This is a genomic window from Legionella stuttgartensis (assembly GCF_977063405.2).
Genome location: NZ_CDRUHA020000057.1, coordinates 194,188 through 216,588 on the forward strand (window position 1 = coordinate 194,188; position 22,401 = coordinate 216,588).

Below are 22,401 nucleotides of genomic sequence, written 5' to 3' on the forward strand. Positions count from 1 at the left end.
ACTATCTGGGCAAGCGAATCAACTTGCGCTATATTACCGCTAATTTACTTAACCCTAACGCTAATGAAAATAAATCAATTCCGAACGGCATGGATTCTTTGTAAGATCATATTTTATACGGCATTAACCAGTACGCGCTGTCTTTTTAAATATTTTTTTAGCACCATAAACCGTCAGTGGACGGATAAAGCATTACACCATTGGATTGATCAATTGCTGAATGCAGTACAAGTAGAGCATAAAGTGATAAACCCTTTTAACACTCAACCGCAACCTGGAAAAGCGACGATTATTATGTGCAATCATTCCAGTGCTTATGATATTCCTCTTGCATTTAAAGCATTCCCTAGTCACTCCATTCGCATGCTATCAAAAAAAGAACTCGCAAAAATCCCCTTAATGGGACAAGCAATGAAAGCAGCAGAATTTCCTTTTATTGACCGAAAAAATAGATATCAAGCCGTTAAAGACCTGGCATTTGCGAAGCAATTAATGGAAAGTGGTATTGTCATGTGGATTGCTCCCGAAGGCACTCGCTCCAAAGATGGAACACTCGGCTCGTTTAAAAAGGGCGGATTTATCACTGCAATTCAGTCCAAGGCAACAATTATCCCTATAGGCATACGTGGTGCTAATAATATTTTACCCGCACGCACATTTAATTTTCATTTAAAACAAAAAGCTGAAATACATATAGGTAAACCAATTGATGCATCACAATATACTCTTGAAAACAAAGAAGAACTAATTCAGCAGACTTTTGATGTAATTAAAGAGCTGGTTGGAGAAAATCCATCTAACTAATATAGTTGTAGCCTGGGAGAAACACAGCGAAACCCGGGACCTGGATTTCTCGAGTCCTACTACGCTTCACCCCGAAAATATTACTGAGTGACTAGAACCTTACTCCATATCCACTTGGTGTATTCACTATGGAAGCTGCCAATCCTATAGCCCTCGGATCCGATGCCGCAGTTAAAATATTGGATTTTTTATCCCAGGTAATTGCTTGCATATCACCATAATTTCGTCCTAACTGCATTAAATTGTACCCCATGGCTTTTAATCCTTCCTGTATTGATGGGGGTAAAGCATCAGGTTCAATCTGTATGACATCGGGTAAATACTGATGATGAAAACGCATCGCTGAGACCATACTAATTGCACCGTACGCATCATGAAACACCAATGATGCAATTAACACCATAGTAGGAATACGACTACCACCAGGAGTTCCCAAAATTGCTACACGTCCCGGTAATTCAAGAAAAGTGGGCGTCATACTGGATAATGGCCTTTTACCAGGCGCAATTGCATTTTGATCTGCGCCAACAAGACCAAAAACATTTTCTTCGCCAACTTTACTCGAAAAATCATCCATTTCATCATTCAGCAACACACCTGTTCCGTCAGCTACCACACTGGAGCCAAAAATAAAATTTATGGATAGAGTCGCAGCAACACGATTCCCCTCGGCATCAATAATTGAAAAATGAGTTGTGTGCGTACGCGCCTTTTGTTTCTCTTGATGATTATTCGTTTGCCCTTGCAACACAGAACTGGCAATTGCTTTATTTGGAGGAATTAACGTACTTAACTGCTTTCCATTTTCTGCAGAAAGTAACTTTTCAACAGGAATCGTGACAAAATCAGGATCCCCTAGAAACCGCTCACGCTGCCAATAGGCCAGACGCATAGACTCAACTAAGTAATGTACCCATTGAACTTTTGAGAATGATGACAGAGAATAATGAGACAAGATATTCAGCATGGTCAATAAGGCGACCCCCCCTGCTGAAGGTAGAGGAGCAGTAATAATGAGCATATTATGATACGCCCCAATCAAAGGCTCTCTGACTTTGATGCGATATTTAGCCAAATCCTCAGGCGTCCAAATACCTCCTGCAGCATTCACCCCTTTTACTAAACGTTCTGCAACTTCTCCGGCATAAAATCCTTGCTCTCCTTTTTCTGCAATGAGTTTTAAGGTGTTCGCTAAATCCTTTTGAATTAACCGTTCCCCAATGAGATAAGGACGACCATTATTCAAGAAAATCTTAGCCGTAGATGGATATTTTTTGATTTGCTCTAATCGATCTTCATTCTTTAAAAATGAACTTAGTTGTTTATCAACCAAAAATCCTTCTTGTGCAATCTTAATGGCAGGAGCCAATGTTTTTGTTAAGGGTAATCGCCCATAGTTTTTAGCAATATATACTAATGCCGCAGGCTCCCCCGGAATTGCTGCAGCCAAACCGCCATTTAGGGATAATCCTGGTATTACGCTACCATCTGGTGCTAGATACATGTCTTTTTTCGCAGCCAGGGGTGCAATCTCTCTTCCATCGATAAAAATGTTCTTATGCTGATTTTCTTGATGCAAAAGCCAAAATCCACCGCCACCTAGACCTGAGTGATATGGTTCAACTACGGCTAATACTGCTGATACAGCCACTGCAGCATCAAAAGCGTTTCCACCACTTGCTAAAATTTCAAGTCCTGCATTAGTTGCTAATGGATTTGCACTGGCTATAGCATAGCCCGGCGGAAGAATGTTATTTTGTTTGGCAAAAGTATTTGTGAGATAAAACAATAAATTAATGCTGATTGTAATTAGGAAAAGTACTTTAACTATCCAACGTTCCATGATCATCCTGTCTCTTTTGGAGTTCCCTTACGACACAAGAAGGAACGAACTGAGAAATATCTCCATTTAAAATCGCAATTTCACGCACCAGAGTAGAAGAAATATACATAAAATTTTCTGATGGTGTTAAAAATATTGTTTCTATTTGCTTGGATAATTTTCGGTTCATTCCAGCCAATTGAAATTCATATTCAAAATCAGAAACTGCACGTAAACCGCGTAAGATAATTCCCGCATTCTGCTCTATTACAAAATCGATTAAAAGATTATCAAATCCAACTACACGAACTCCTGGTAAATCTGCTACAGCCTCTTCTACGAGTTGAATCCTTGTTTCCAATGGTAAAAAAGGGCGTTTTGCTTTATTGCTTGCCACAGCAACAATGGTGTCGGGAAAAATCTTGGTTGCCCGACGAATAATATCGACATGCCCATTGGTAACTGGATCAAACGTACCAGGATAAATTGCTTTTAATTTCATGTTAATTAAGACTGATTGCATATGCGAACAGTCTAGCGTATTGTTAATTGAAAAACTACAAAAATGGACTTGAGGTGATAAATGAAAAGTATGAAACAATTAATAATAATTCCCATCTTCTTACTAACTGCCTGTGCGCCCCCCCGCCCTGCAACAGAATTGCCTGAAAACAAAGTGATGCCTGTAGAACAACGTAAAGCAAAAACAGCAACTGTTTCGTCCTGGGAAATTCGCGGTGCTATGGCTGCAAAAAATAAAAGCAAAGGTTGGTCGGCTACTATGAATTGGAAACAAAGCGGCCCTAGTGCTTATCAAATTCGTCTCATGGGTCCTTTAGGCGGTGGCACGGTCCTCATTGACAAAAAAGGAGATACCGTTACATTCCAAGATGGACCTAAAAAGATAACATCACACAATGCCGATGAGCTATTACTTGAACAAACTGGAATCAGACTTCCGGTAAATAACCTTTATTATTGGGTGAGAGGCCTACCTGCTCCAGGCCCTGTTCAAGCAGAGCATCGCGATGATTACAATCATCTGGTCGAATTAAAACAAAATGGCTATACAATTAATTTCACCAAATATACTTCGGTTAAAGGGATTGATCTGCCAAGTATGATTCGTCTCGAAGGAAACGGAGTAATGATCAAAGTAGTGATTCAAAACTGGACAGTGTAAATCCAGGTGCGCGTTTGAATTGAGGCAAAGCGAAGTTTAGGATGTTCTTCCTAAATTTCGCTTTACTTGTTCGATTGCATATGACATTCTTTCCACAATGTCAACTCATACTCTCACTTAAAAATACAAAAAATTATTGCTTTCAAAGTTGACATGTTCCCAAAACCACTGCAAAATACGCAACACATTTGCAGGGAAGAGCGCATTTTATAACGGATGATTGTAAGAATCTGCAAATTTTAGGGGTGTCGCCAAGCGGTAAGGCACAGGGTTTTGATCCCTGCATACCTAGGTTCGAATCCTAGCACCCCTGCCACATTCTTGTTGATTCAAGTAAACAGACAGCAGAAGATAACCTGGAAGGATGCGTCTTGTAATGCTCAAATAATAATAATATCTTTTTGGCTGTCTTCTGCTATGTGTTTAAGTTAAGTGATTAACCTAAATCTAAAGGCTTTTTACACATGTCCACAATGATGATTTTTGCCGGAAACGCAAATCCGGAGTTAGCTCAACAAATCTCTTCTCATTTGAAAATACCTATTGGCCAAGCAACTGTTGGTACGTTTAGCGATGGGGAAACAATGATCGAGATTTTAGAAAATGTCCGCGGAAGAGACGTTTTTATTATCCAATCCACCTGTGCTCCAGCAAATAATAATCTGATGGAACTCCTTACAATGGCTGATGCGCTAAGAAGATCTTCTGCGTCGCGTATCACGGCCGTAGTTCCTTATTTTGGTTATGCACGTCAGGATCGTAGAGTTCGCTCCGCGCGTGTGCCAATTACAGCTAAAGTTGTTGCTGATATGATGGCATCGGTAGGTATTTGTAGAGTGCTTACTGTAGATCTACACGCAGATCAAATCCAGGGCTTTTTCTATATGCCCGTCGACAACGTGTATGCGACTCCGATACTTCTCGAAGATATTCAAAAACAGAATCTGAAAAATATGATGGTCGTTTCTCCTGATGTAGGAGGCGTTGTCAGAGCCCGAGCGGTCGCAAAACGTCTTGATCATGCAGATTTATGTATTATCGATAAACGTCGTAGTGGCCCTAATAAATCTGAAGTAATGCACATTATCGGTGAACCAAAAAATAAAAACTGCATTATCGTTGATGACATTGTTGATACCGCAGGAACTCTGTGCTCTGCAGCGCATGAACTTAAGAAAAATGGCGCCCACAGTGTTAGAGCCTACATTACTCACCCGGTTTTATCTGGCCCTGCAGTCAATAATATTAAAAACTCCGGACTTGATGAAATTGTAGTAACAGATACTATTCCTTTGTCTGATGAAGCACGTCAATGTGAAAAAATTCGCGTTGTAAGTTTATCTGATATGCTGGCTCAGGCAATTAAACGGGTTAACATCGAAGAGTCGGTAAGCTCCATGTTTGCTGAATAAATTTGTAGTTTGGGTGAAAGTCGCTGTCGTATAAAGGTTCCTAATAGAACACCTCGATTACGCTGCGATTCATCCAGGCTGCGCTAAAATCAGGCATCCTATTCCCACTATTCATACCCAATGCAACGATGCATGTTGAACCAGATTTTCATCAGAAAACAGTAAAAAAAAGGAGCTACCAAGCTCCTCTTTTCACTATAAATTTCAGTTAGTCGCGAGTACCAACATATTTATCATCGAAATATCGACGTAGTTTAGTTCTCAAAGTTCCACGACTAATCCCCAGCATAATTGCTGCTCGAGATTGATTGTATTTACAATGTTCCATTACTGCACGGAACAATGGTGTTTCAATCTCTTCAAGTACAAATTGGTATAAGTCAACAGGATCAGTTCCCTTAAGCTCTGAAAAATATTTTTGCACTGAAAGAGTTACGCTTTCGGCTAGAGAAGCGGTGTTATCCACTACTTCATTACTGATTGTTGTCATTATTATTAGCTCCTCCTTTTAAAAACAGTATATTACCGAAACAAGCCCATTGAGACAAGGGCAGATCAGAAAAATCTGTATTAAAAATCAATGTAGAATGTTCAATTTAAGCTCAACAAGTTCTTATAAGAAGTAGGTTGTTTTATACACCCTACTCCTTACAAAATTACTTCAGTTGCATCCTAGAATTTCATCATTGAAGGATCGTAAGGTTTGCCATTAATAGTGAATTTACCTTGGTCTAAACTCACTTCAATTACATAATCCGTACCTTGAACTGTAATTAGCCCACTTTGCTGTAATGCAGTTAGTTGTTTATTAGTTTGCATTTCAGCTAATTGCTCAGGGGTAAGAACAGGTTGAGTTGCTTGGCCTCCAGCTTGGTTTGCTTGGTTTGCTTGGAGTTGTTGGGTTAAGGTTTGTTGCAAATCAGGTTTTTTAGAAATTTGTTGCATCACTGATTGCTTCATAACCGCCTTTACAGCTTCTGCAGGAATTTGCAACTTCGCTTTCCCTTGAATCTTTTGCATCATTTCAAATGGGTTAGCATTTTCACCTTTAGGCAAAGTTACAAAAAGATTACCTTCGATTTGTCCTTGAGGAATCTTTAGGCTAAGTTTAGAAATTTCAAACTCTGCACCCTTGTTAAATAATTTAGGTAGCTCAGGAAGAAGAGCAAGCATTGCTTGTTGGCGTTGGATGTCATTGCCATTTTGCATGGCTGTTGTTTGTTGATTAATTTTAGCCAACACATCCGCGTCAAGATTTCTTAAAGCAACATCCAATTCACCTGGACCATAATTTTGCCCGTTTGCTAATACTGATTTTAAAGCCAGGTTAAAATGAGTATTAAACAGGTGTTGTTCAATATCGCTATCTGACTTGATGATAAGATCATTCAGAGCAAACATTTTTTGTTCTTTTACAAAAACATCAAAAGAAGGAAGAGAGAAATTTGCATCACCCAAATACAAGCCGGCAGGTGTTTCATGTAAATCATAATCACTAGATACCTGGCTTAACGTAATTCGAGTATCTTCTTTAGTAGCATTTAAACCATCCAAAACAATTTTACCCGCAACTTTACTCATTCCAGAAGACATCGTGGTTTTTGAATCCATTCCTAGCCATTCAAGAACACCGGAACCATCTTTTGCAATTAATTTAAAATCAGGAACGTTGAATTCCACTGTACTTTCATTAAGGTAATTAACAAAAATACTTAAATCTAACTGTGGCTTTACAGAGTTTGGAGTAAATTGAGCTTCGAATTGTTGCGTGTATTCTGCTGGAAATGGAAAAACGGCCTCACCATAACCTAATCCAAAACGTAATCGTTTATTGGCATAAATAAACGGACCATGATGGATTGTTAATGGCATCTCCATGCTATAGTCTTGGGCAGGAAGAGTTTTAGATTGTCCATTTTCATCTTGTACTACACGCTCGGGAATATGCAGGCGCCATTTAATTTGAGCTTCGGAGTTAAATAATCCTTTGTTGTATTGCTGAATTTCAGCATATAGTCCATTAGACTGGTCAATTACTTGTACATTCTTTCTGATTGTTCGTTCGGTAAGAACGCCCATACCATAATACCCGCCTAGAATTAGAACGGCCAGGATAATGACTAATCCTGTAAATTTTTTCATTCTCATCTCCATGTTATTAATTCGCATGCAAAACTGCAGCTGAAAGTATAACAGTAAATAACATCAGAGTGCGATAAGCTTATAAAAAAACAGTTGCAACTATTTTCTTATGAATAAGTAAAATTTCAGGCACTTAGGCATGGTTTATTGGCTTGCAGTATGTTTCCTTCACAGTAAATGCCAACACGAGTGCGATTATGGAACAAACCGGTAGCAACTTCAAACCTGCTTGGAAATCAGACAGTAATAACGTTTCGACGTTATAAGCACGGGCCCCAGATACCATGTCTACCAATCGACCAACTAAAGGCTGTAATGACGCCCCTACAAAAATTGATATCATGTTGGTAAATGCAATAGAAGTCCCTATCACCTTTCTGTCATGGATCTCGGTGGAAACGGCGTAGGCAATAGCAACACCTGTATTGGTCAAACCAAAAAGGAAGAATAGTAAATAAGCTGAGTTTTGACTTAAAGTCGGACTAAATACATATAAGGATGTAAAAATGACACCAAATAATGCAGATAGAATCATTAAAGGTTTACGTCGTCCCATCTTGTCTGAAAGCCAACCGGATAAAGGACCACTAATACCCCAGCCGATAAAAATTAATCCCGTAGCAAATGCAGCTGCATGAGCACCTAATCCCCTACCAAATTGTAGATATGCAGGACCAATTGCCTCGCCAATAACAGCTGTTGGGCCAAATAAAAATCCAGCATATAACGCATTCAGCCAAGTTTGTCTGCATGATAATATAATTTTTAAACTCTGGAGAATACTGAGCTGATTTACAGAGCGAATCTCGCTTCGATGCTCACCAGGTTTATCTTGTATAAATTGATATAATAAAGCTGCAAGTGCAATGAACAGAAAAGCAATAATCAACATACTGTGACGCCAGCCCACATTAGTGACTAAAAATGAAACAGGAGCTTCTCCAGCCGCAGCACCCAGCATTCCTAAAGCCTGTGTTAAACCTGCAAGTAAACCCAGCATTGTGGGAGGAAACCAAGATGTTGCCAATCTGAGAGAACAAACAAAAGCAAAGGCAGCGCTAAAACCTATAAGCATCCTACCTATTGAACCCATAAACAGGCTATCTGCAAGACCAAAAACACAACAACCAAAAGCCGTAACCAATGACATCACGGTGAGCAACCAACGTATGCTTAAGCGGTCTACAGTAAGTCCTACCGGAATCTGCATAAGGATGTAAGGAATATAAAATGATGCAGTCAATATACCAAAACCTGCTTCGTTAATTCCGAAATCAATTTGTAAGTAACGATGCATTACTCCAGGGGCAACACGAGCCATATAATCAGAAAAATAGAATGCAGCAGCCAATCCCCATACTAACCAAGCAAATCCTAAATTATTTTTACCGGTATAAATTTCTACTCTTGACTCATGTATTTTGTTCATAAACTCTCTACGCTAATAAGATCCTAATTGGCTTTGAAGGGTTACAACGCACACATCAAAAAACAATCCCAGGATAAAGATTGTCAGCATTTCATTGATCGACTCAATTTTATATCGTGAGGTATATAAAATGAAAAAAACTAAAAATATTTATCCAAAAAATGAGCAATAAATCTGTAAAACAAAACCTACATTATACTGCTGTTGTCATTTATTTCAACACATAGTTTGATTTCATTTTCATAGGTACAGAAAATGGTTATAATTATCGTGCTCTATCTATATGGTATATAATATCCCTAGTATCGCTATATATACACTAATTTCGGTTATTTTCAAACCAAAGTGCGACAATATCGTTCAAAAATATAAAACTAAGGCTTAAAATGAATGCTCTTAACCTTGCAATTAAAGAAGCTCTTGAAGCAGCTGGAAATACTAAAGAAGCAAATAAAGCTTATCTTGAATTTATTAAAGCCAACTTCATTATCCCTGTAGAACAAAGTTTAAATGACGACCAACCCAGGGTTTTATTTTTGCAAGAGGAAGAACATATCTTCCTTCCTGTGTTTACTGAAATGAGCTATCTTGATGCATGGGCTGGTGATATTGCGCAGGAAATTAATTTGCTCAAATTATCTGGTGTGGACTTACTTAAGGGACTTGGTGAGAATGTGACCATATGTCTCAATATAGGGAGTGCTATTTATAAGGAATTTAATCCCTCTGAAACTGCGCGAATGCGGTCTATGGTTCTAAAATTTTTCAAAAATTAACATAAAGTTCGTCTACCCTCCCCCAAATAGAAGAAGAATGTAGTTGGGTGCGCCATACGACATGAGCGTTTGATTATCTTAAGGAGTTAGCGATGAGCAAGCTCCTGATCTATCAGTTTAATTTGCTTACAATGATTGTACCTACTACTGGAGATTTTCTCACTGTGTTCGGAATGACGTATCCGCGTGAGTTCGGAATAATCCACCCCAGCCAACCACGCCATCCTTAGGGTTGCAGCGAAGGATCTCCTGATTTTTTGCTCAGACACCTTCTGGAGATCCCTCTCGCGTGCGGGATGACGTATCGAGGGTGAAGGTAACATATAGAATTATGCTACCAACTCAAACAATTGATATCCGACGATTGCAGAAGCTGCGATTGCACCGCTAATTTCAATCACTAGTGATAAAAAGCCATGCTTATGACCATACTCTTTATCATTTGCAGCCACTTCTTCGTTTGCAGTCAATTCTTCATTTTCTAAAGCATTCAATTCAAATAAAGGATCTTCACCCTCAATTGCATCCCACCATCCTTCTAACCAGTGTTCTGCTTGTTGGGTCCCTTCTCGAAATGGATTATCCTCTTCCGCTACTTCAGCCAGTGCACATTCGTATCCAAATGCGTAACTGTCTTCATAGCTTGGATGTTCAACATTAAAACGTAATTTAATATGTGGTAGTAAGGCTGTTATGTCGTTCATGATTATACCCTCTATTTATTCGCACAGTATTTACCTTTAACACTGCTAATAATTTCTACACTTAAGACAATTTTACGACTTTATATTAACGCTTATTTACCAAATAAAAACATTTACTAATTCTTGACAAATTTTGTTATAGCTTGGAAAAAATAACTTCAGAATCAATTTGGGTTTTATAATTCTATATTATATAAAGCAATAATCGGGCCAAGTTTATTTGTATCTTTAAAAAACAGAAAAAATAGAGTAAGTACAGAAAGAGGGATAAAATATAAATTTGTGGCAGAACTTAACTTTTTGCCGGCAAATTTTGCCGCTAGTACATGTTCTTACTATGGTGCTAAACGATGAAACGCCCAGCGCCCATTTTTTAGATAATAATGAATTCTATCGTGCAAACGGTTATCACGTCCTTGCCAAAACTCGATTTCATCAGGAATAACCATGTAGCCTCCCCAGAAGGTGGGGCGTAATACAGGTTCTTGTCCATGTTTTTGAATTAACTCATTTAGGGCTTTCTCTAATGCCTCCCTTCCCTCAATCGCATGACTTTGTGGAGAAACAATCGCACTGAATTGGCTTTTGATTGGTCTTGTAGAAAAATAAAGATCTGATTGTTCTTTATCAATCGATTTGATTTGACCACGAATACGCACTTGTCTAGCCATTTGTGGCCAGTAAAAATTAAGTGCTACATATGGGTTGTCTTGGATCTGCTTTGCTTTTTTACTTTGATAATTTGTATAAAAAACAAAGTTCCCCCCCTCTAATCCTTTTAACAAAACGACTCGAGAATCTGGAAAACCTTGATTATCTACGGTAGAAAGCACCATAGCCGTAGGATCATTTTTTTCATTTTTTAAAACATCTTCAAACCAAAGCTTAAATTGAACAATTGGATCTTCAGGAAGTGATTGTTCATCTAAATTGAGCTCTCCATACTCTCGTCTTATATCAGCAATGCTTCGAAAATTTGTCATGAAGTACCATATAAAAAATTAGGTTAGTGAAAGTCACCAGCGATATTGATAGTAATTCAGTATGCCTGGGTTATGGATATACCTTAACCCAGGCTATGTCCAAATAAATTACCAGCCAGTAACTTCGGCAATTGCATCACCTAAATCAGCAGGTGAGCGTACTGTTCTTACGCCTGCTGCTTCTAAAGCGGCGTATTTTTCAGCTGCAGTCCCTTTGCCACCAGAAATAATTGCACCAGCATGCCCCATACGTTTTCCAGCAGGAGCTGTTACGCCGGCAATATAGGAAACTACAGGTTTGCTCACATGCGATTTAATATATTCTGCAGCTTCTTCTTCTGCAGAGCCGCCGATTTCACCCACCATGATAATCGCTTCGGTTTTAGGATCTTGTTCAAATAAAGCTAAAGCATCGATGAAACTGGTTCCAGGAATCGGATCACCGCCTATACCAATACAGGTACTTTGGCCAAAGCCTTTATCGGTGGTTTGTTTTACTGCTTCATAAGTTAAAGTTCCAGAACGTGAAACAATACCTACTTTACCAGGTAAATGAATTGAGCCAGGCATAATTCCAATTTTGCATTCGCCTGGGGTAATAATTCCTGGGCAATTGGGTCCGATCAAACGGGCCTGAGTATTATTTTCTAAATAGACCTTGACTTGTAACATATCCAATACGGGAACACCCTCTGTGATACAAACAATTAATTGAATGCCTGCATCTGCGGCTTCTAAAATAGAATCCTTACAGAATGGTGCTGGAACGTAAATCACGCTCGCTTCCGCTTGGGTTTCTTCAACAGCTTCACGCATGGTATTAAATACCGGTAACCCTAAATGCTTTTGTCCACCTTTACCTGGTGTCACACCACCAACCATACGTGTGCCATAAGCAATCGCTTGTTCTGAATGATAAGTTCCTTGCTTTCCAGTAAACCCCTGACACAATACCTTAGTATTTTTATTAACCAATACACTCATTGTTAACCTCGAAATTTAGTAATTAAGCAACAGCTGCCACAATCTTTTTCGCAGCATCAGTTAAACTGGTTGCAGCAATCACATTTAAATCACTTTTATTTAAAATATCAGCACCTAGTTGTGCGTTATTACCTTCAAGACGTACCACCACAGGAATTTTTACATCGACTTCTTTCACTGCAGCCAAAATACCATCGGCAATGAGATCACAACGAACGATACCACCAAAAATATTGACCAAAATACCTTTGACTTTGTCATCAGAGACAATAATTTTCAGTGCCTCACTTACTCGTTCCTTAGTCGCGCCACCTCCAACATCTAGGAAGTTAGCTGGCTCACCACCGTGAAGCTTAATCACGTCCATGGTCGCCATCGCCAGGCCAGCACCATTCACCATGCAGCCAATAGTACCATCTAAAGGAATATAATTTAGCTCCCAGTCGCTAGCACGATTTTCGCGCTCATCTTCTTGAGTTGTATCGCGCATGCCTTTTAATTTGGGCTGACGGTATAATGCGTTGCCATCAATATTAATTTTCCCATCCAAACAAATTAATTGTTCTTGTTTTGTTACTACCAAAGGATTGATCTCTAATAAGCTCAGATCACAATCAACAAACATTTTACCCAAGCCCATCATTAAATGAGTAAATTGCTTAATTTGCTCGTCTTTGAGGCCTAATTTAAATCCAACCTCACGGCATTGAAATGGCATGACACCAACTAATGGATCCACAATTACTTTAAATATTTTTTCGGGCGTTTCTTCAGCTACTTTTTCTATTTCTACACCACCTTCCGTAGAGGCCATGAATACGACACGGCGTGTAGCACGATCAACAACCGCTCCAAGATATAATTCTCTGTCAATATCACATGTTTCCTCAATTAGAACTGCATTAACTGGCTGTCCATGAGCATCCGTTTGATACGTAACTAAGCGAGTACCTAATAATGCTTTGACTGCTGCAGCTAATTCATCTTTATTCGATACCAATTTCACACCACCAGCTTTTCCTCTCCCTCCAGCGTGGACTTGGGCTTTAACAACCCAACGAGCGGTAGACAACTGTGAAGCAACTTGCATTGCATCTTCAACGCTGTAAGCGACTTCACCGTTTGGTACGGGTAAGTTGTAGCTAGCAAATAATTGTTTGGCCTGGTATTCATGTAAATTCATTGCGATTACCTTTCTAAAAAAGCAAAATCCGTCGCTAGACATAAATGTTAATTTATGCATCATATCCCGGGTAAGAATAGGGTCAACCGTGGGATGTACTTAGATAAATTTAAAACCCCTGGGTTCCAGCTGCGCCTTCACCCAGGTACATTCATGCGCTAATGCGAATTTCGCTGTTACATTTCATTAAACATTAAGCAAAAGACGAGCAGGATCTTCCAATAACTCTTTCACACTTACCAAAAACTGTACGGAATCTTTACCGTCAATCAATCGATGATCATACGATAGAGCCACATACATCATAGGACGAATCACGATTTGTCCTTTTTCCACTACAGGTCTATCCTCAATTTTGTGCATTCCCAAAATTCCTGTTTGGGGTGGATTAATGATCGGAGTTGCCAATAAAGAACCAAATACACCACCATTCGTAATGGTAAAGGTTCCTCCTTGCATATCTTCCATAGCTAATTTACCCTCTCTAGCCTTTTTTGCAGCGTCATTAATTGCCAATTCAATATCAGCCATACTCATCTGATCCGCATCACGAATTACAGGTACGACCAATCCCCTCTCTGTAGAGACAGCAATCCCAATATCATAAAAGCCATGATAGACCACGTCCTGACCATCAATAGAGGCATTCACTGCAGGGAAACGCTTTAATGACTCAACAACTGCTTTGGTGAAAAAAGACATAAATCCAAGTTTTACGCCATGTTTTTTCTCAAAACTGTCTTTATATTGAGCGCGCATATCCATAACTGCTTTCAAATTGACTTCATTAAAAGTTGTCAACATCGCTGCATTATGCTGAGCTTCCAATAAACGCTCCGCGATTTTAGCTCTTAAACGGGTCATTGGAACGCGACGTTCTTCACGTAAGCCCATAGGTGCTTTTGGTGCTTGCTCTTTCCCGCTTTCTTTAGATTTAGATGTTTTTTCTCTACTCGATTCTATATAAGCCAGAACATCTTCTTTAGTAATACGACCATCCTTCCCACTACCTTGGATTTGCCCAGGTTGAAGGTCATGTTCTGCCATCATCCGTCGAACTACAGGACTGGTTGACTTATCTTCTTTCGCACTTACTTCATCACGTTCAGACTGTTCACTCGCCTTCGATGCATCAGCTTTTTCTTCTTTTTTGTCTTCTTTAATATCAGATCCAGCACCCGCTTTTATTTTGGCAAGCAATTGGCCAGAACGAACTGTGTCACCCTCTTGAAACATTATTTCAGCCAGTATTCCGTCAGCAGGAGCTGGAACTTCCAGTACGACTTTGTCTGTTTCTAGATCGAGTAAATTCTCATCACGGGTAACTTTATCACCTACTTTTTTATGCCACGCAGCTACAGTTGCATCAGCAACCGACTCAGGCAAAACAGGTACTTTGACTTCAATAGACATGGTTATACCTTCTTATTTTATATTAAATTCGTTAACACATTGTAGTCTGGGTAAAAAGCAAAGCCGTACCCCAGACTACGATAAACTTACAATCAGTCCAATAAAGCTTGCTCTACTAAAGCTTGTTGTTCTTTTGCATGCAGAGCAGGGCTTCCTGCAGCAGGTGCCGCAGCAAACTCTCTTCCGGCATAATGCAAGGTTTGTCCAGGAAGCAAACAATCTATAATATTATGTTGAGAAGAGAACCAGACTCCTTGATTCTGCGGTTCTTCCTGACACCAAATAATCTTCTGGGCCTGAGGATATTTATTTAGCTCCGTCATAAGTGCTTTTTTAGGGAACGGATATAATTGCTCAATTCGCACCAACGCAATATGGTTTAATTCTTTATCACGACGCATTTGCAGCAAATCATAATAAACCTTTCCACAGCACAGTACCACTTTTGTAACTTTTTGTGCATTAATTGCATCAATTTCCGGAATAATAGTGTGAAACTTACCTTTGAATAAATCGTCCAAGGGAGAGACTGCTAATTTATGACGCAGAAGACTCTTGGGTGTCATAACAATCAATGGCTTACGGAAATTACGGATAACCTGTCTTCTTAATAAATGGAAGATCTGGGCTGGAGTAGTTGGCGTACAAACTTGCATATTATGTTGCGCGCAAAGCTGCATGTAACGCTCCAAACGAGCAGATGAATGTTCTGGGCCCTGTCCTTCATATCCATGCGGTAATAACATGACTAAACCACATAAACGGCCCCATTTTTGCTCACCCGAACTGATGAACTGATCGATAACCACTTGCGCACCATTGGCGAAATCACCGAACTGAGCTTCCCAAAGCACCAAGAAATTTGGTGCAGAGGCAGCAAACCCATATTCGAACGCCAATACCGCTTCTTCAGAAAGTACTGAATCGATGACAGAAAAAGGTCGGTCCAATTCATTAGTTATTTGTTCCAAAGGAGTAAACGTTTCTCCAGTTTCAGCATCATGCAGGACAGCATGACGATGAGCAAAAGTTCCTCTTCCAGAATCCTGACCAGACAAGCGTACTCCATAACCTTCTTGGACTAAACTGGCATATGCCATAATTTCAGCATAACCCCAGTTCATCGGTAAGTCACCGGCTGTCATTTTATCACGATCATTTAATAAACGTTGAACCACCGGATGTAATGAAAAGCCTTTTGGTAATTCGTTTAAGATTTTAGCTAATTTTTGTAAGTTTTCTTTTTTGATGGTGGTATCTACTTTATCTGTCCATTTTGCATTCTGATAAGGGGTCCAATCCACTGCATATTTACCTTCATAATCACCATGAACCAAATCCACAACCGCTTTACCCTGATCCAGAGTATCACGATATGCATCTACTAATTTTTCAGCATCTTTACTGGTCAGCAAACCTTCTTGCATCAGTTGCTCGGCATACATTTCACGCAGGGGACGCATGGATTTAATTTTGCGATACATGGCAGGTTGAGTGACTGCAGGTTCATCTGCCTCATTATGCCCATGTCGCCGATAACAAACGAGATCCACTACGACATCTCGTTTAAATTTCATTCTGAAATCAAATGCAAGCTTAGTCGCGAATACTACTGCTTCAGGGTCATCACCATTCACATGTAAAACAGGTGCCTGAACCATTTTGGCTACGTCAGTACAATATAACGTAGAACGTGCATCTAAAGGATTGCTGGTAGTAAAGCCTATTTGGTTATTAATAACAATGTGAACGGTACCACCAGTACAATAACCACGTGCCTGGGAAAAGTTAAACGTTTCCATCACGACGCCCTGACCGGCAAATGCAGCATCCCCATGTATAACGATAGGAACCACTTTTTCTTTTTTATTCAGATCACTACGTCGACCTAAACGAGAACGTACAGAACCCTCTACTACTGGGCCAATAATTTCTAAGTGTGAGGGGTTAAAAGCCAAAGCAAGATGTACTACTGAACCCGAATTTGTTCTTATATCTGAAGAAAATCCTAAATGATATTTCACATCTCCAGTACGTTCATATTTTATTTTTCCTTCAAACTCTTGGAACAGTTGATTAGGTTCTTTACCTAATACATTCACCAAGACATTTAAACGACCTCGATGTGCCATACCGATAACTATTTCTTTAACATTATCTTTACCAGCACACTCAATAATTTCTTTCATCATGGGAATTAATGAATCGCCCCCTTCAAGAGAGAATCGCTTTTGCCCCACATAACGTGTACCTAAATAACGCTCTAAACCGTCTGCAGCAATTAAGTCTTTTAAAATTTGCATTTTTTTTGCTGCATCTAATTTTAGTCGACCGCGTACAGACTCCATTCGTTCTTGTAGCCATTCTATTTCTTCAGTATTAGAAATATGCATATATTCAATACCAATACTGCTGCAATACGTTTCGCGCAACGCTTGATATATTTCATCCAGAGTCATTTCTGGACCATTAAACGTAGTACCTGCAAAAAACTTACGGTTTCTATCGACATCAGATAAGTGGTGATGCTCCAATTCCAATGCAGGCAACGGAGTACGCTCTGTCATTTCCAGGGGGTCAAGTTTGGCTGCATGATGGCCCAATGCCCGATAAGCATTAATCAAATCTGCAATCCGAAATTGTTGGCTGTCTGAAGCTTGGACTACAGGGATGGCTTTTTTATCTGCATTCTGCAAAAAATAATCGCGAATCTCTCTATGTGAGAATTCTTTTTCGGTACTGTTAACCTTAGGCAAAGCACTAAAAACCGCTCGCCAATCGGATGAAACCGAACTCGGGTCAGCAAGATAATCTTCATAAAGACTATCAACATAAGCCATACTTCCGCCAGATAAATAGGAAGAAGCCCATTCTTTTTGCAGATCGGAACTGCTCATTTTCTTTTTCTCCAAAGGGGTATTAATCACTACCACCAGTAAGTTGGGTATTCCACTCATCCCCGTGGATAAAACAGCTATCCCCGCAAGTGCGGGGATCATCCTTATACTGGTTTCGAGCTCATTTAAGAGGATTCCCGTTTTCCGAGAATTATATTTACATGGCTCTTACCAGTACCAATAACAAGAAAAGTACTCTTAGGTCTCTTGTGACAACATTTGTAGGCGAATCTCAGAAATCGCTTTCGTCGGATTGAGTCCTTTCGGGCAGACATTAGTACAATTCATAATACTTCGGCAACGAAACACACTGAACGGATCTTGCAATTTGTCCAAACGATGCGCTGTGGCTGTATCGCGACTGTCTGCTAAAAATCGTCTTGCTTGTAATAAACCGGCAGGACCCACAAATTTTTCAGGATTCCACCAGAACGAAGGACATGAACTGGTACAACATGCGCACAAAATACATTCATATAATCCATCAAGTTGAGCGCGTTCCTCTGGTGATTGCAACCGTTCTTGGGCAGGAGGAACCTCATTATTTTGCAAATAAGGTTCTATACGCTCATATTGTTGATAAAACTGCGTCATATCAACTGCTAAATCTCGAATTACTGGAAATCCAGGTAAAGGACGCACAACAATTTTATCGGTATTCAACTGAGACACATGGGTGATACATGCCAGACCATTTGTTCCATTAATATTCATGCCGTCTGAACCACATACGCCTTCGCGACAAGAACGTCTGTACGTGATTGAGGGATCCTGCTCTGCTTTCAAACGTTCGAGTAACGTGAGTAACATAGGATCACTTTTAGCTTGGATCTCCAATTCATAATCTTTCATATAAGGCTTAGCATCCACCTCAGGATTATAGCGATATATTGATAGGGTCAATTTTCTACTATCTGCTGCCATGTAATGTATCCTCTTTAGTAAACGCGTTCTTTTGGCGCAAAAGGCTCGACGTGCTTAGGTGATGTATTAACGGGACGAAAATCAATTTTCTCACCTTCCTCAAAATATAGCGTATGTTTAATCCAGTTCGCATCATCACGCTTTGGATAATCTTCACGACTATGAGCACCACGACTTTCTGTACGAACAATTGCAGACTGCGCTGTAGCATATGCAGTTGCCATTAAATTGTCCAACTCTAATGCACTAACTCGCTCTGTATTAAATATCTTACTTTTATCTTCTAATTTGGCATGCGCTAAACGTTCCCGCAGAGCCTGAAGACGTTTTAGGCCAGAAGCCATTACTTCGCCAGTTCGGAAGACGCCAAAGTCCTCCTGCATTACACGTTGCATTTCATCATGAATCACTGCTGGGCTTTCGCCTGATGTTGAATCATTCCATCGATTATATCGTTGCAGCGATGGAGCAAGATCATCATCGCTAATATAAGTCATCTCCGGTAATTGATTTGACTGCCATAATTCTTCAACATGCAATCCAGCTGCACGACCAAAAACAACTAAGTCCAGTAATGAATTACCGCCCAAACGGTTTGCACCATGCACAGAAACGCACGCACACTCACCTACGGCATATAAACCCTCTACGATATGTTCCTTACCATTAGTTTTGGTAAGTACTTGGCCATGCATATTTGTAGGTATACCGCCCATACTGTAGTGGCAAGTAGGAACTACTGGAATCGGCTCAACAATTGGGTCAACCCCTGCGAATTTCATAGATAACTCACGAATTCCTGGCAAGCGTGATTTAATAAGATCGGCACCTAGGTGATCCAATTTTAATTTAACGTGATCAATCCCTTTAGGATCAAAACCTTTACCGGCACGGATCTCAAGAGCCATAGAGCGAGCAACAACATCCCGGGAAGCTAAATCTTTAACTCGCGGTGCATAACGCTCCATGAAACGTTCACCGTCTTTATTTATCAGATAACCGCCTTCACCTCGACAACCTTCCGTTACCAAAACACCGGCTCCAGCAATTCCGGTAGGATGGAATTGCCACATTTCCATATCCTGTAACGGGATACCTGCTCTTAATGCCATACCAAAACCATCACCGGTATTAATAAAGGCATTGGTTGTAGATTGGTAAATACGGCCTGCGCCACCGGTAGCCAAAATACATACTCTAGATTGAAAAAATACTACTTCACCTGTTTCGATACACATCGCAGTAACACCGGATATATGTCCATGCGCATCTTTAACAAGGTCAAGAGCGTACCATTCACTAAATACGTGTGTTTTGGCTTTTAAATTTTGTTGGTAGAGGGTATGTAATAAAGCATGTCCAGTTCTATCCGCTGCAGCACAAGTACGTGCTGCTTGATCACCACCAAAATTTTTGGATTGACCACCAAACTGACGCTGATAGATTCTACCATTATCCATACGTGAAAACGGCAAACCCATGTGCTCGAGTTCATATACCGCTTCGGGGCCAGTTTTACAGAGGTATTCAATTGAATCTTGGTCGCCAATATAGTCCGCACCCTTTACGGTATCATACATATGCCAACGCCAATCATCGTCGTGCGCATTACCCAATGCACAAGTAATACCTCCTTGAGCAGATACTGTATGTGAACGAGTTGGAAATACCTTAGATAAAAGTGCGACCTTTAAACCAGAGTTTGCCATCTGCAATGCAGCACGCATCCCAGCCCCACCAGCTCCAATAATTACTGCATCAAATGTGTTACGTGCAATTGCCATGCTACTGCCCCCAAAGGATCATTAAGCCCCAGATGAATTGACTCAGAAGCCATAAAACTACTAACATTTGTACTGATAAACGCAGAGCAGTACACTTCATATAATCGGTAGTTACAGTCCAAATACCTACCCATGCATGCAATGAAAGCGCAAACAATGCGATAAGTGATGCAATTCGAACTAATATATTGGAAAAAAGAGCGTGCCATTGTGCAAAACCCAGTTCAGGGTGCAATAACAAAAAACCAATTATAAAAAAAGAATATGCAGCAAAATAAACTGCTGTAACTCGTTGAATCAACCAATCCTTTAACCCATTACCTGTTAAGCTGGTGACATTATTTACCATATCCAGATTCCTAGAAAAATTGACAAAATAATAGCAAGAAAAATGACTAAAACAGCGGAACGCCTACCAGCATCAAGATGCTCACCAAACCCAATATCCATCAAAAGATGCCTAATCCCTGCAAGCAAATGGTAAATCATCGAGGCTCCAAACGCCCACATGACCATTTTATAAGCAGGATGAGATAGCAAATTTTTCACCTGCGCAAATGCTTCTTCTGATTGTATTGACTGACTAAAAATACACAACATAATGGGTAACAGTAAAAATAAAACTACCCCTGAAATCCTATGTAAGATGGACGCTATAGCCATAGGGGGATATTTTAAACTGCCCAAATCCAGATTTACGGGTCTTTTTTTGTTCACTGTGAGTTTCTTCCTTAATTAGAAAAGTTAATTAAATAGCACAAATGCGAAGTATAGCACTCTGTTTTTATCGTGCAAGATAAGCCCTTGCGTAATCCGAGCAAAATTTAATTTGTCTCCATCTCATTCAAATAATTTTCTTTAGTTACCTTGTTCATTAAAACTGTAATTCAAAATAAATTTTGCAAATACGTTAGATTGTACTTCGATAGCTGACTTAATCAAAAAGAATATTTTTTTACAAATTGTCATTCTATGATGCAAATAAATAAATCTTGTTGCATTTAGAGCTTTTATTGTGCTTATATCTGATGTGCCAAATGAAAAGACCAATCTATTGTATTACTAAGGAAATTTTTGTAAAGATGTCACATACCACTGCAACATAACAAGAATATAAAGTGAATTAATAAAATTCAACTAAAAATAATAGAATAGGCAATAAAAAGTACATTAAAGTCTACTTATCTGAGCATACTTATCTTTTTGGACCTGATCCGGATGTTTTATGTGGCTGTCTAAATGTTTCACGTGGCGATTCGGAAGGATAGCCGTACTTCTCTGCATTTTGTTTGACAATTTGTAAGTAACGTTCACCCCATGCTCCCGGATCAAAGTTAGTTACTACAACGTTATAGGGTAAATTGATAATCGACTCAAAGGCTTTTCTTTGAGGAAGCAAATGCCCACCAAAAGCGACTTGCACTTCTGTCTCTTTATCAATGCCTCCTTCTTTCAATCGCTCAACCAAAATATAAATCATTTTTTCTATGGTCATATAAAGCTTATACATTGACATCCCTGCAGAGACCAGCTCTTCACTTTTAGAAGTAGATAATTTGGATCCTGAATCAAGAATGGAATATACAAATTCCAGATCATTTGTACCAGGAATTAGTTCAGGTTTGAGCATTACTGGAGGTATAAGAAGATCTATAGATGGAGATACAATATAAAGTTGAAAATCAGCCCAATGCCACCAGATTTGATAAACCCGCTCAACCAAAGTCACAGGATCATTTAAATCTTCTTCCATGTGCAACTTGCGCAAGTCAATGCTGTTATCGATGCTATCGATAAATTCTGAGTTTTCGTCAGCAGTAGGAATATCTGGTTCATCAGCCATTTGCTTACCACATGTAAATCAAACCTATATGAGTATATTAGCCCAAATTTATTGAATGAGCACGAAAGTTAAAACAGCTTAAGTAAAAAACCCGTAAAAAAAATTCAATTTGCGACAA

General features: G+C 39.6%; 21 protein-coding genes and 1 tRNA gene. 6 read left to right on the forward strand and 16 right to left on the reverse strand.

Annotated features, from left to right (window positions below; genetic code table 11):
* Positions 1 to 63: 63 nt before the first annotated feature.
* Complete coding sequence (locus ACWTEW_RS16285) at positions 64 to 804, forward strand: lysophospholipid acyltransferase family protein (RefSeq protein WP_454782713.1); 741 nt, start codon at positions 64 to 66, stop codon at positions 802 to 804.
* A 91-nt stretch (positions 805 to 895) separates the two neighbouring features.
* Here ACWTEW_RS16285 and ggt read toward each other — a convergent pair whose 3' ends face one another.
* Both ggt and coaD read right to left on the reverse strand, forming a co-directional pair.
* Complete coding sequence (gene ggt, locus ACWTEW_RS16290; RefSeq protein WP_454782714.1) at positions 896 to 2,647, reverse strand: gamma-glutamyltransferase; 1,752 nt, start codon at positions 2,645 to 2,647, stop codon at positions 896 to 898.
* Complete coding sequence (coaD, locus tag ACWTEW_RS16295) at positions 2,628 to 3,149, reverse strand: pantetheine-phosphate adenylyltransferase (RefSeq protein WP_454782715.1); 522 nt, start codon at positions 3,147 to 3,149, stop codon at positions 2,628 to 2,630. Before coaD ends, ggt begins: the two co-directional genes overlap by 20 nt.
* A 60-nt stretch (positions 3,150 to 3,209) precedes the next feature.
* Between coaD and lolB the strand changes: the two genes are divergently transcribed.
* From lolB to ACWTEW_RS16310, 3 genes are all read left to right on the forward strand, one after another.
* Positions 3,210 to 3,809, forward strand: a complete 600-nt coding sequence (lolB, locus tag ACWTEW_RS16300) for a lipoprotein insertase outer membrane protein LolB (RefSeq protein ID WP_454782716.1) — start codon at positions 3,210 to 3,212, stop codon at positions 3,807 to 3,809.
* 241 nt (positions 3,810 to 4,050) lie between these two features.
* Positions 4,051 to 4,125 (forward strand) — tRNA-Gln (locus ACWTEW_RS16305).
* Positions 4,126 to 4,273: 148 nt separating this feature from the next.
* Positions 4,274 to 5,221, forward strand: coding sequence for a ribose-phosphate pyrophosphokinase (locus tag ACWTEW_RS16310; protein WP_454782717.1), 948 nt, complete (start codon positions 4,274 to 4,276; stop codon positions 5,219 to 5,221).
* Positions 5,222 to 5,429: 208 nt separating this feature from the next.
* Here the strand turns inward: ACWTEW_RS16310 and ACWTEW_RS16315 are convergent, their stop codons facing one another.
* The 3 genes from ACWTEW_RS16315 to ACWTEW_RS16325 form a co-directional block, all read right to left on the reverse strand.
* Positions 5,430 to 5,711: a helix-turn-helix domain-containing protein gene (locus ACWTEW_RS16315; RefSeq protein ID WP_003633193.1), complete on the reverse strand. Its 282-nt coding sequence runs from the start codon at positions 5,709 to 5,711 to the stop codon at positions 5,430 to 5,432.
* Between the two features lie 182 nt (positions 5,712 to 5,893).
* Entirely contained in the window at positions 5,894 to 7,363 is a 1,470-nt protein-coding gene (locus ACWTEW_RS16320; protein ID WP_454782718.1) for a YdgA family protein, read from the reverse strand.
* Positions 7,364 to 7,496: 133 nt separating this feature from the next.
* On the reverse strand, positions 7,497 to 8,792 hold the full coding sequence (locus tag ACWTEW_RS16325; RefSeq protein WP_454782719.1) for an MFS transporter: 1,296 nt from the start codon (positions 8,790 to 8,792) through the stop codon (positions 7,497 to 7,499).
* 386 nt (positions 8,793 to 9,178) lie between these two features.
* On the opposite strand from ACWTEW_RS16325, the gene ACWTEW_RS16330 reads away from it, so the two are divergent.
* On the forward strand, positions 9,179 to 9,568 hold the full coding sequence (locus tag ACWTEW_RS16330; protein ID WP_454782720.1) for an SseB family protein: 390 nt from the start codon (positions 9,179 to 9,181) through the stop codon (positions 9,566 to 9,568).
* A 92-nt stretch (positions 9,569 to 9,660) separates the two neighbouring features.
* On the forward strand, positions 9,661 to 9,798 hold the full coding sequence (locus tag ACWTEW_RS16335) for a hypothetical protein (RefSeq protein WP_454782721.1): 138 nt from the start codon (positions 9,661 to 9,663) through the stop codon (positions 9,796 to 9,798).
* 99 nt (positions 9,799 to 9,897) lie between these two features.
* Here the strand turns inward: ACWTEW_RS16335 and ACWTEW_RS16340 are convergent, their stop codons facing one another.
* The 11 genes from ACWTEW_RS16340 to ACWTEW_RS16390 all read right to left on the reverse strand — a co-directional run bounded on the left by ACWTEW_RS16340 (position 9,898) and on the right by ACWTEW_RS16390 (position 22,283).
* Positions 9,898 to 10,272 carry a transmission trait enhancer LetE gene (locus tag ACWTEW_RS16340; protein ID WP_454782722.1) on the reverse strand — a complete coding sequence of 125 codons (375 nt, stop codon included), beginning with the start codon at positions 10,270 to 10,272 and terminating at the stop codon, positions 9,898 to 9,900.
* 335 nt (positions 10,273 to 10,607) lie between these two features.
* Positions 10,608 to 11,255 (reverse strand): pyridoxamine 5'-phosphate oxidase, encoded by a 648-nt coding sequence (gene pdxH, locus ACWTEW_RS16345; RefSeq protein ID WP_454782723.1) that lies wholly within the window; start codon positions 11,253 to 11,255, stop codon positions 10,608 to 10,610.
* 108 nt (positions 11,256 to 11,363) lie between these two features.
* The gene (gene sucD, locus ACWTEW_RS16350; RefSeq protein ID WP_454782724.1) at positions 11,364 to 12,239 is read right to left on the reverse strand and encodes a succinate--CoA ligase subunit alpha; all 876 of its coding nucleotides are present in this window, start codon (positions 12,237 to 12,239) and stop codon (positions 11,364 to 11,366) included.
* Positions 12,240 to 12,261: 22 nt separating this feature from the next.
* On the reverse strand, positions 12,262 to 13,422 hold the full coding sequence (gene sucC / locus ACWTEW_RS16355; RefSeq protein WP_454782725.1) for an ADP-forming succinate--CoA ligase subunit beta: 1,161 nt from the start codon (positions 13,420 to 13,422) through the stop codon (positions 12,262 to 12,264).
* 186 nt (positions 13,423 to 13,608) lie between these two features.
* Positions 13,609 to 14,835: a 2-oxoglutarate dehydrogenase complex dihydrolipoyllysine-residue succinyltransferase gene (gene odhB, locus ACWTEW_RS16360; protein ID WP_454782726.1), complete on the reverse strand. Its 1,227-nt coding sequence runs from the start codon at positions 14,833 to 14,835 to the stop codon at positions 13,609 to 13,611.
* Between the two features lie 92 nt (positions 14,836 to 14,927).
* On the reverse strand, positions 14,928 to 17,732 hold the full coding sequence (locus ACWTEW_RS16365; RefSeq protein ID WP_454782800.1) for a 2-oxoglutarate dehydrogenase E1 component: 2,805 nt from the start codon (positions 17,730 to 17,732) through the stop codon (positions 14,928 to 14,930).
* A gap of 198 nt (positions 17,733 to 17,930) precedes the next feature.
* The gene (locus ACWTEW_RS16370; protein WP_454782727.1) at positions 17,931 to 18,656 is read right to left on the reverse strand and encodes a succinate dehydrogenase iron-sulfur subunit; all 726 of its coding nucleotides are present in this window, start codon (positions 18,654 to 18,656) and stop codon (positions 17,931 to 17,933) included.
* Positions 18,657 to 18,670: 14 nt separating this feature from the next.
* The gene (sdhA, locus tag ACWTEW_RS16375; protein WP_454782728.1) at positions 18,671 to 20,440 is read right to left on the reverse strand and encodes a succinate dehydrogenase flavoprotein subunit; all 1,770 of its coding nucleotides are present in this window, start codon (positions 20,438 to 20,440) and stop codon (positions 18,671 to 18,673) included.
* A gap of 1 nt (position 20,441) precedes the next feature.
* A complete protein-coding gene (gene sdhD / locus ACWTEW_RS16380; RefSeq protein WP_454782729.1) occupies positions 20,442 to 20,789 on the reverse strand; it encodes a succinate dehydrogenase, hydrophobic membrane anchor protein in 348 nt (115 codons plus the stop codon).
* A complete protein-coding gene (gene sdhC / locus ACWTEW_RS16385; protein ID WP_454782730.1) occupies positions 20,783 to 21,157 on the reverse strand; it encodes a succinate dehydrogenase, cytochrome b556 subunit in 375 nt (124 codons plus the stop codon). The genes sdhD and sdhC overlap by 7 nt, the downstream gene beginning before the upstream one ends.
* Before the next feature lie 478 nt (positions 21,158 to 21,635).
* Positions 21,636 to 22,283: a virulence factor gene (locus ACWTEW_RS16390; protein ID WP_454782731.1), complete on the reverse strand. Its 648-nt coding sequence runs from the start codon at positions 22,281 to 22,283 to the stop codon at positions 21,636 to 21,638.
* Positions 22,284 to 22,401 lie beyond the last annotated feature (118 nt).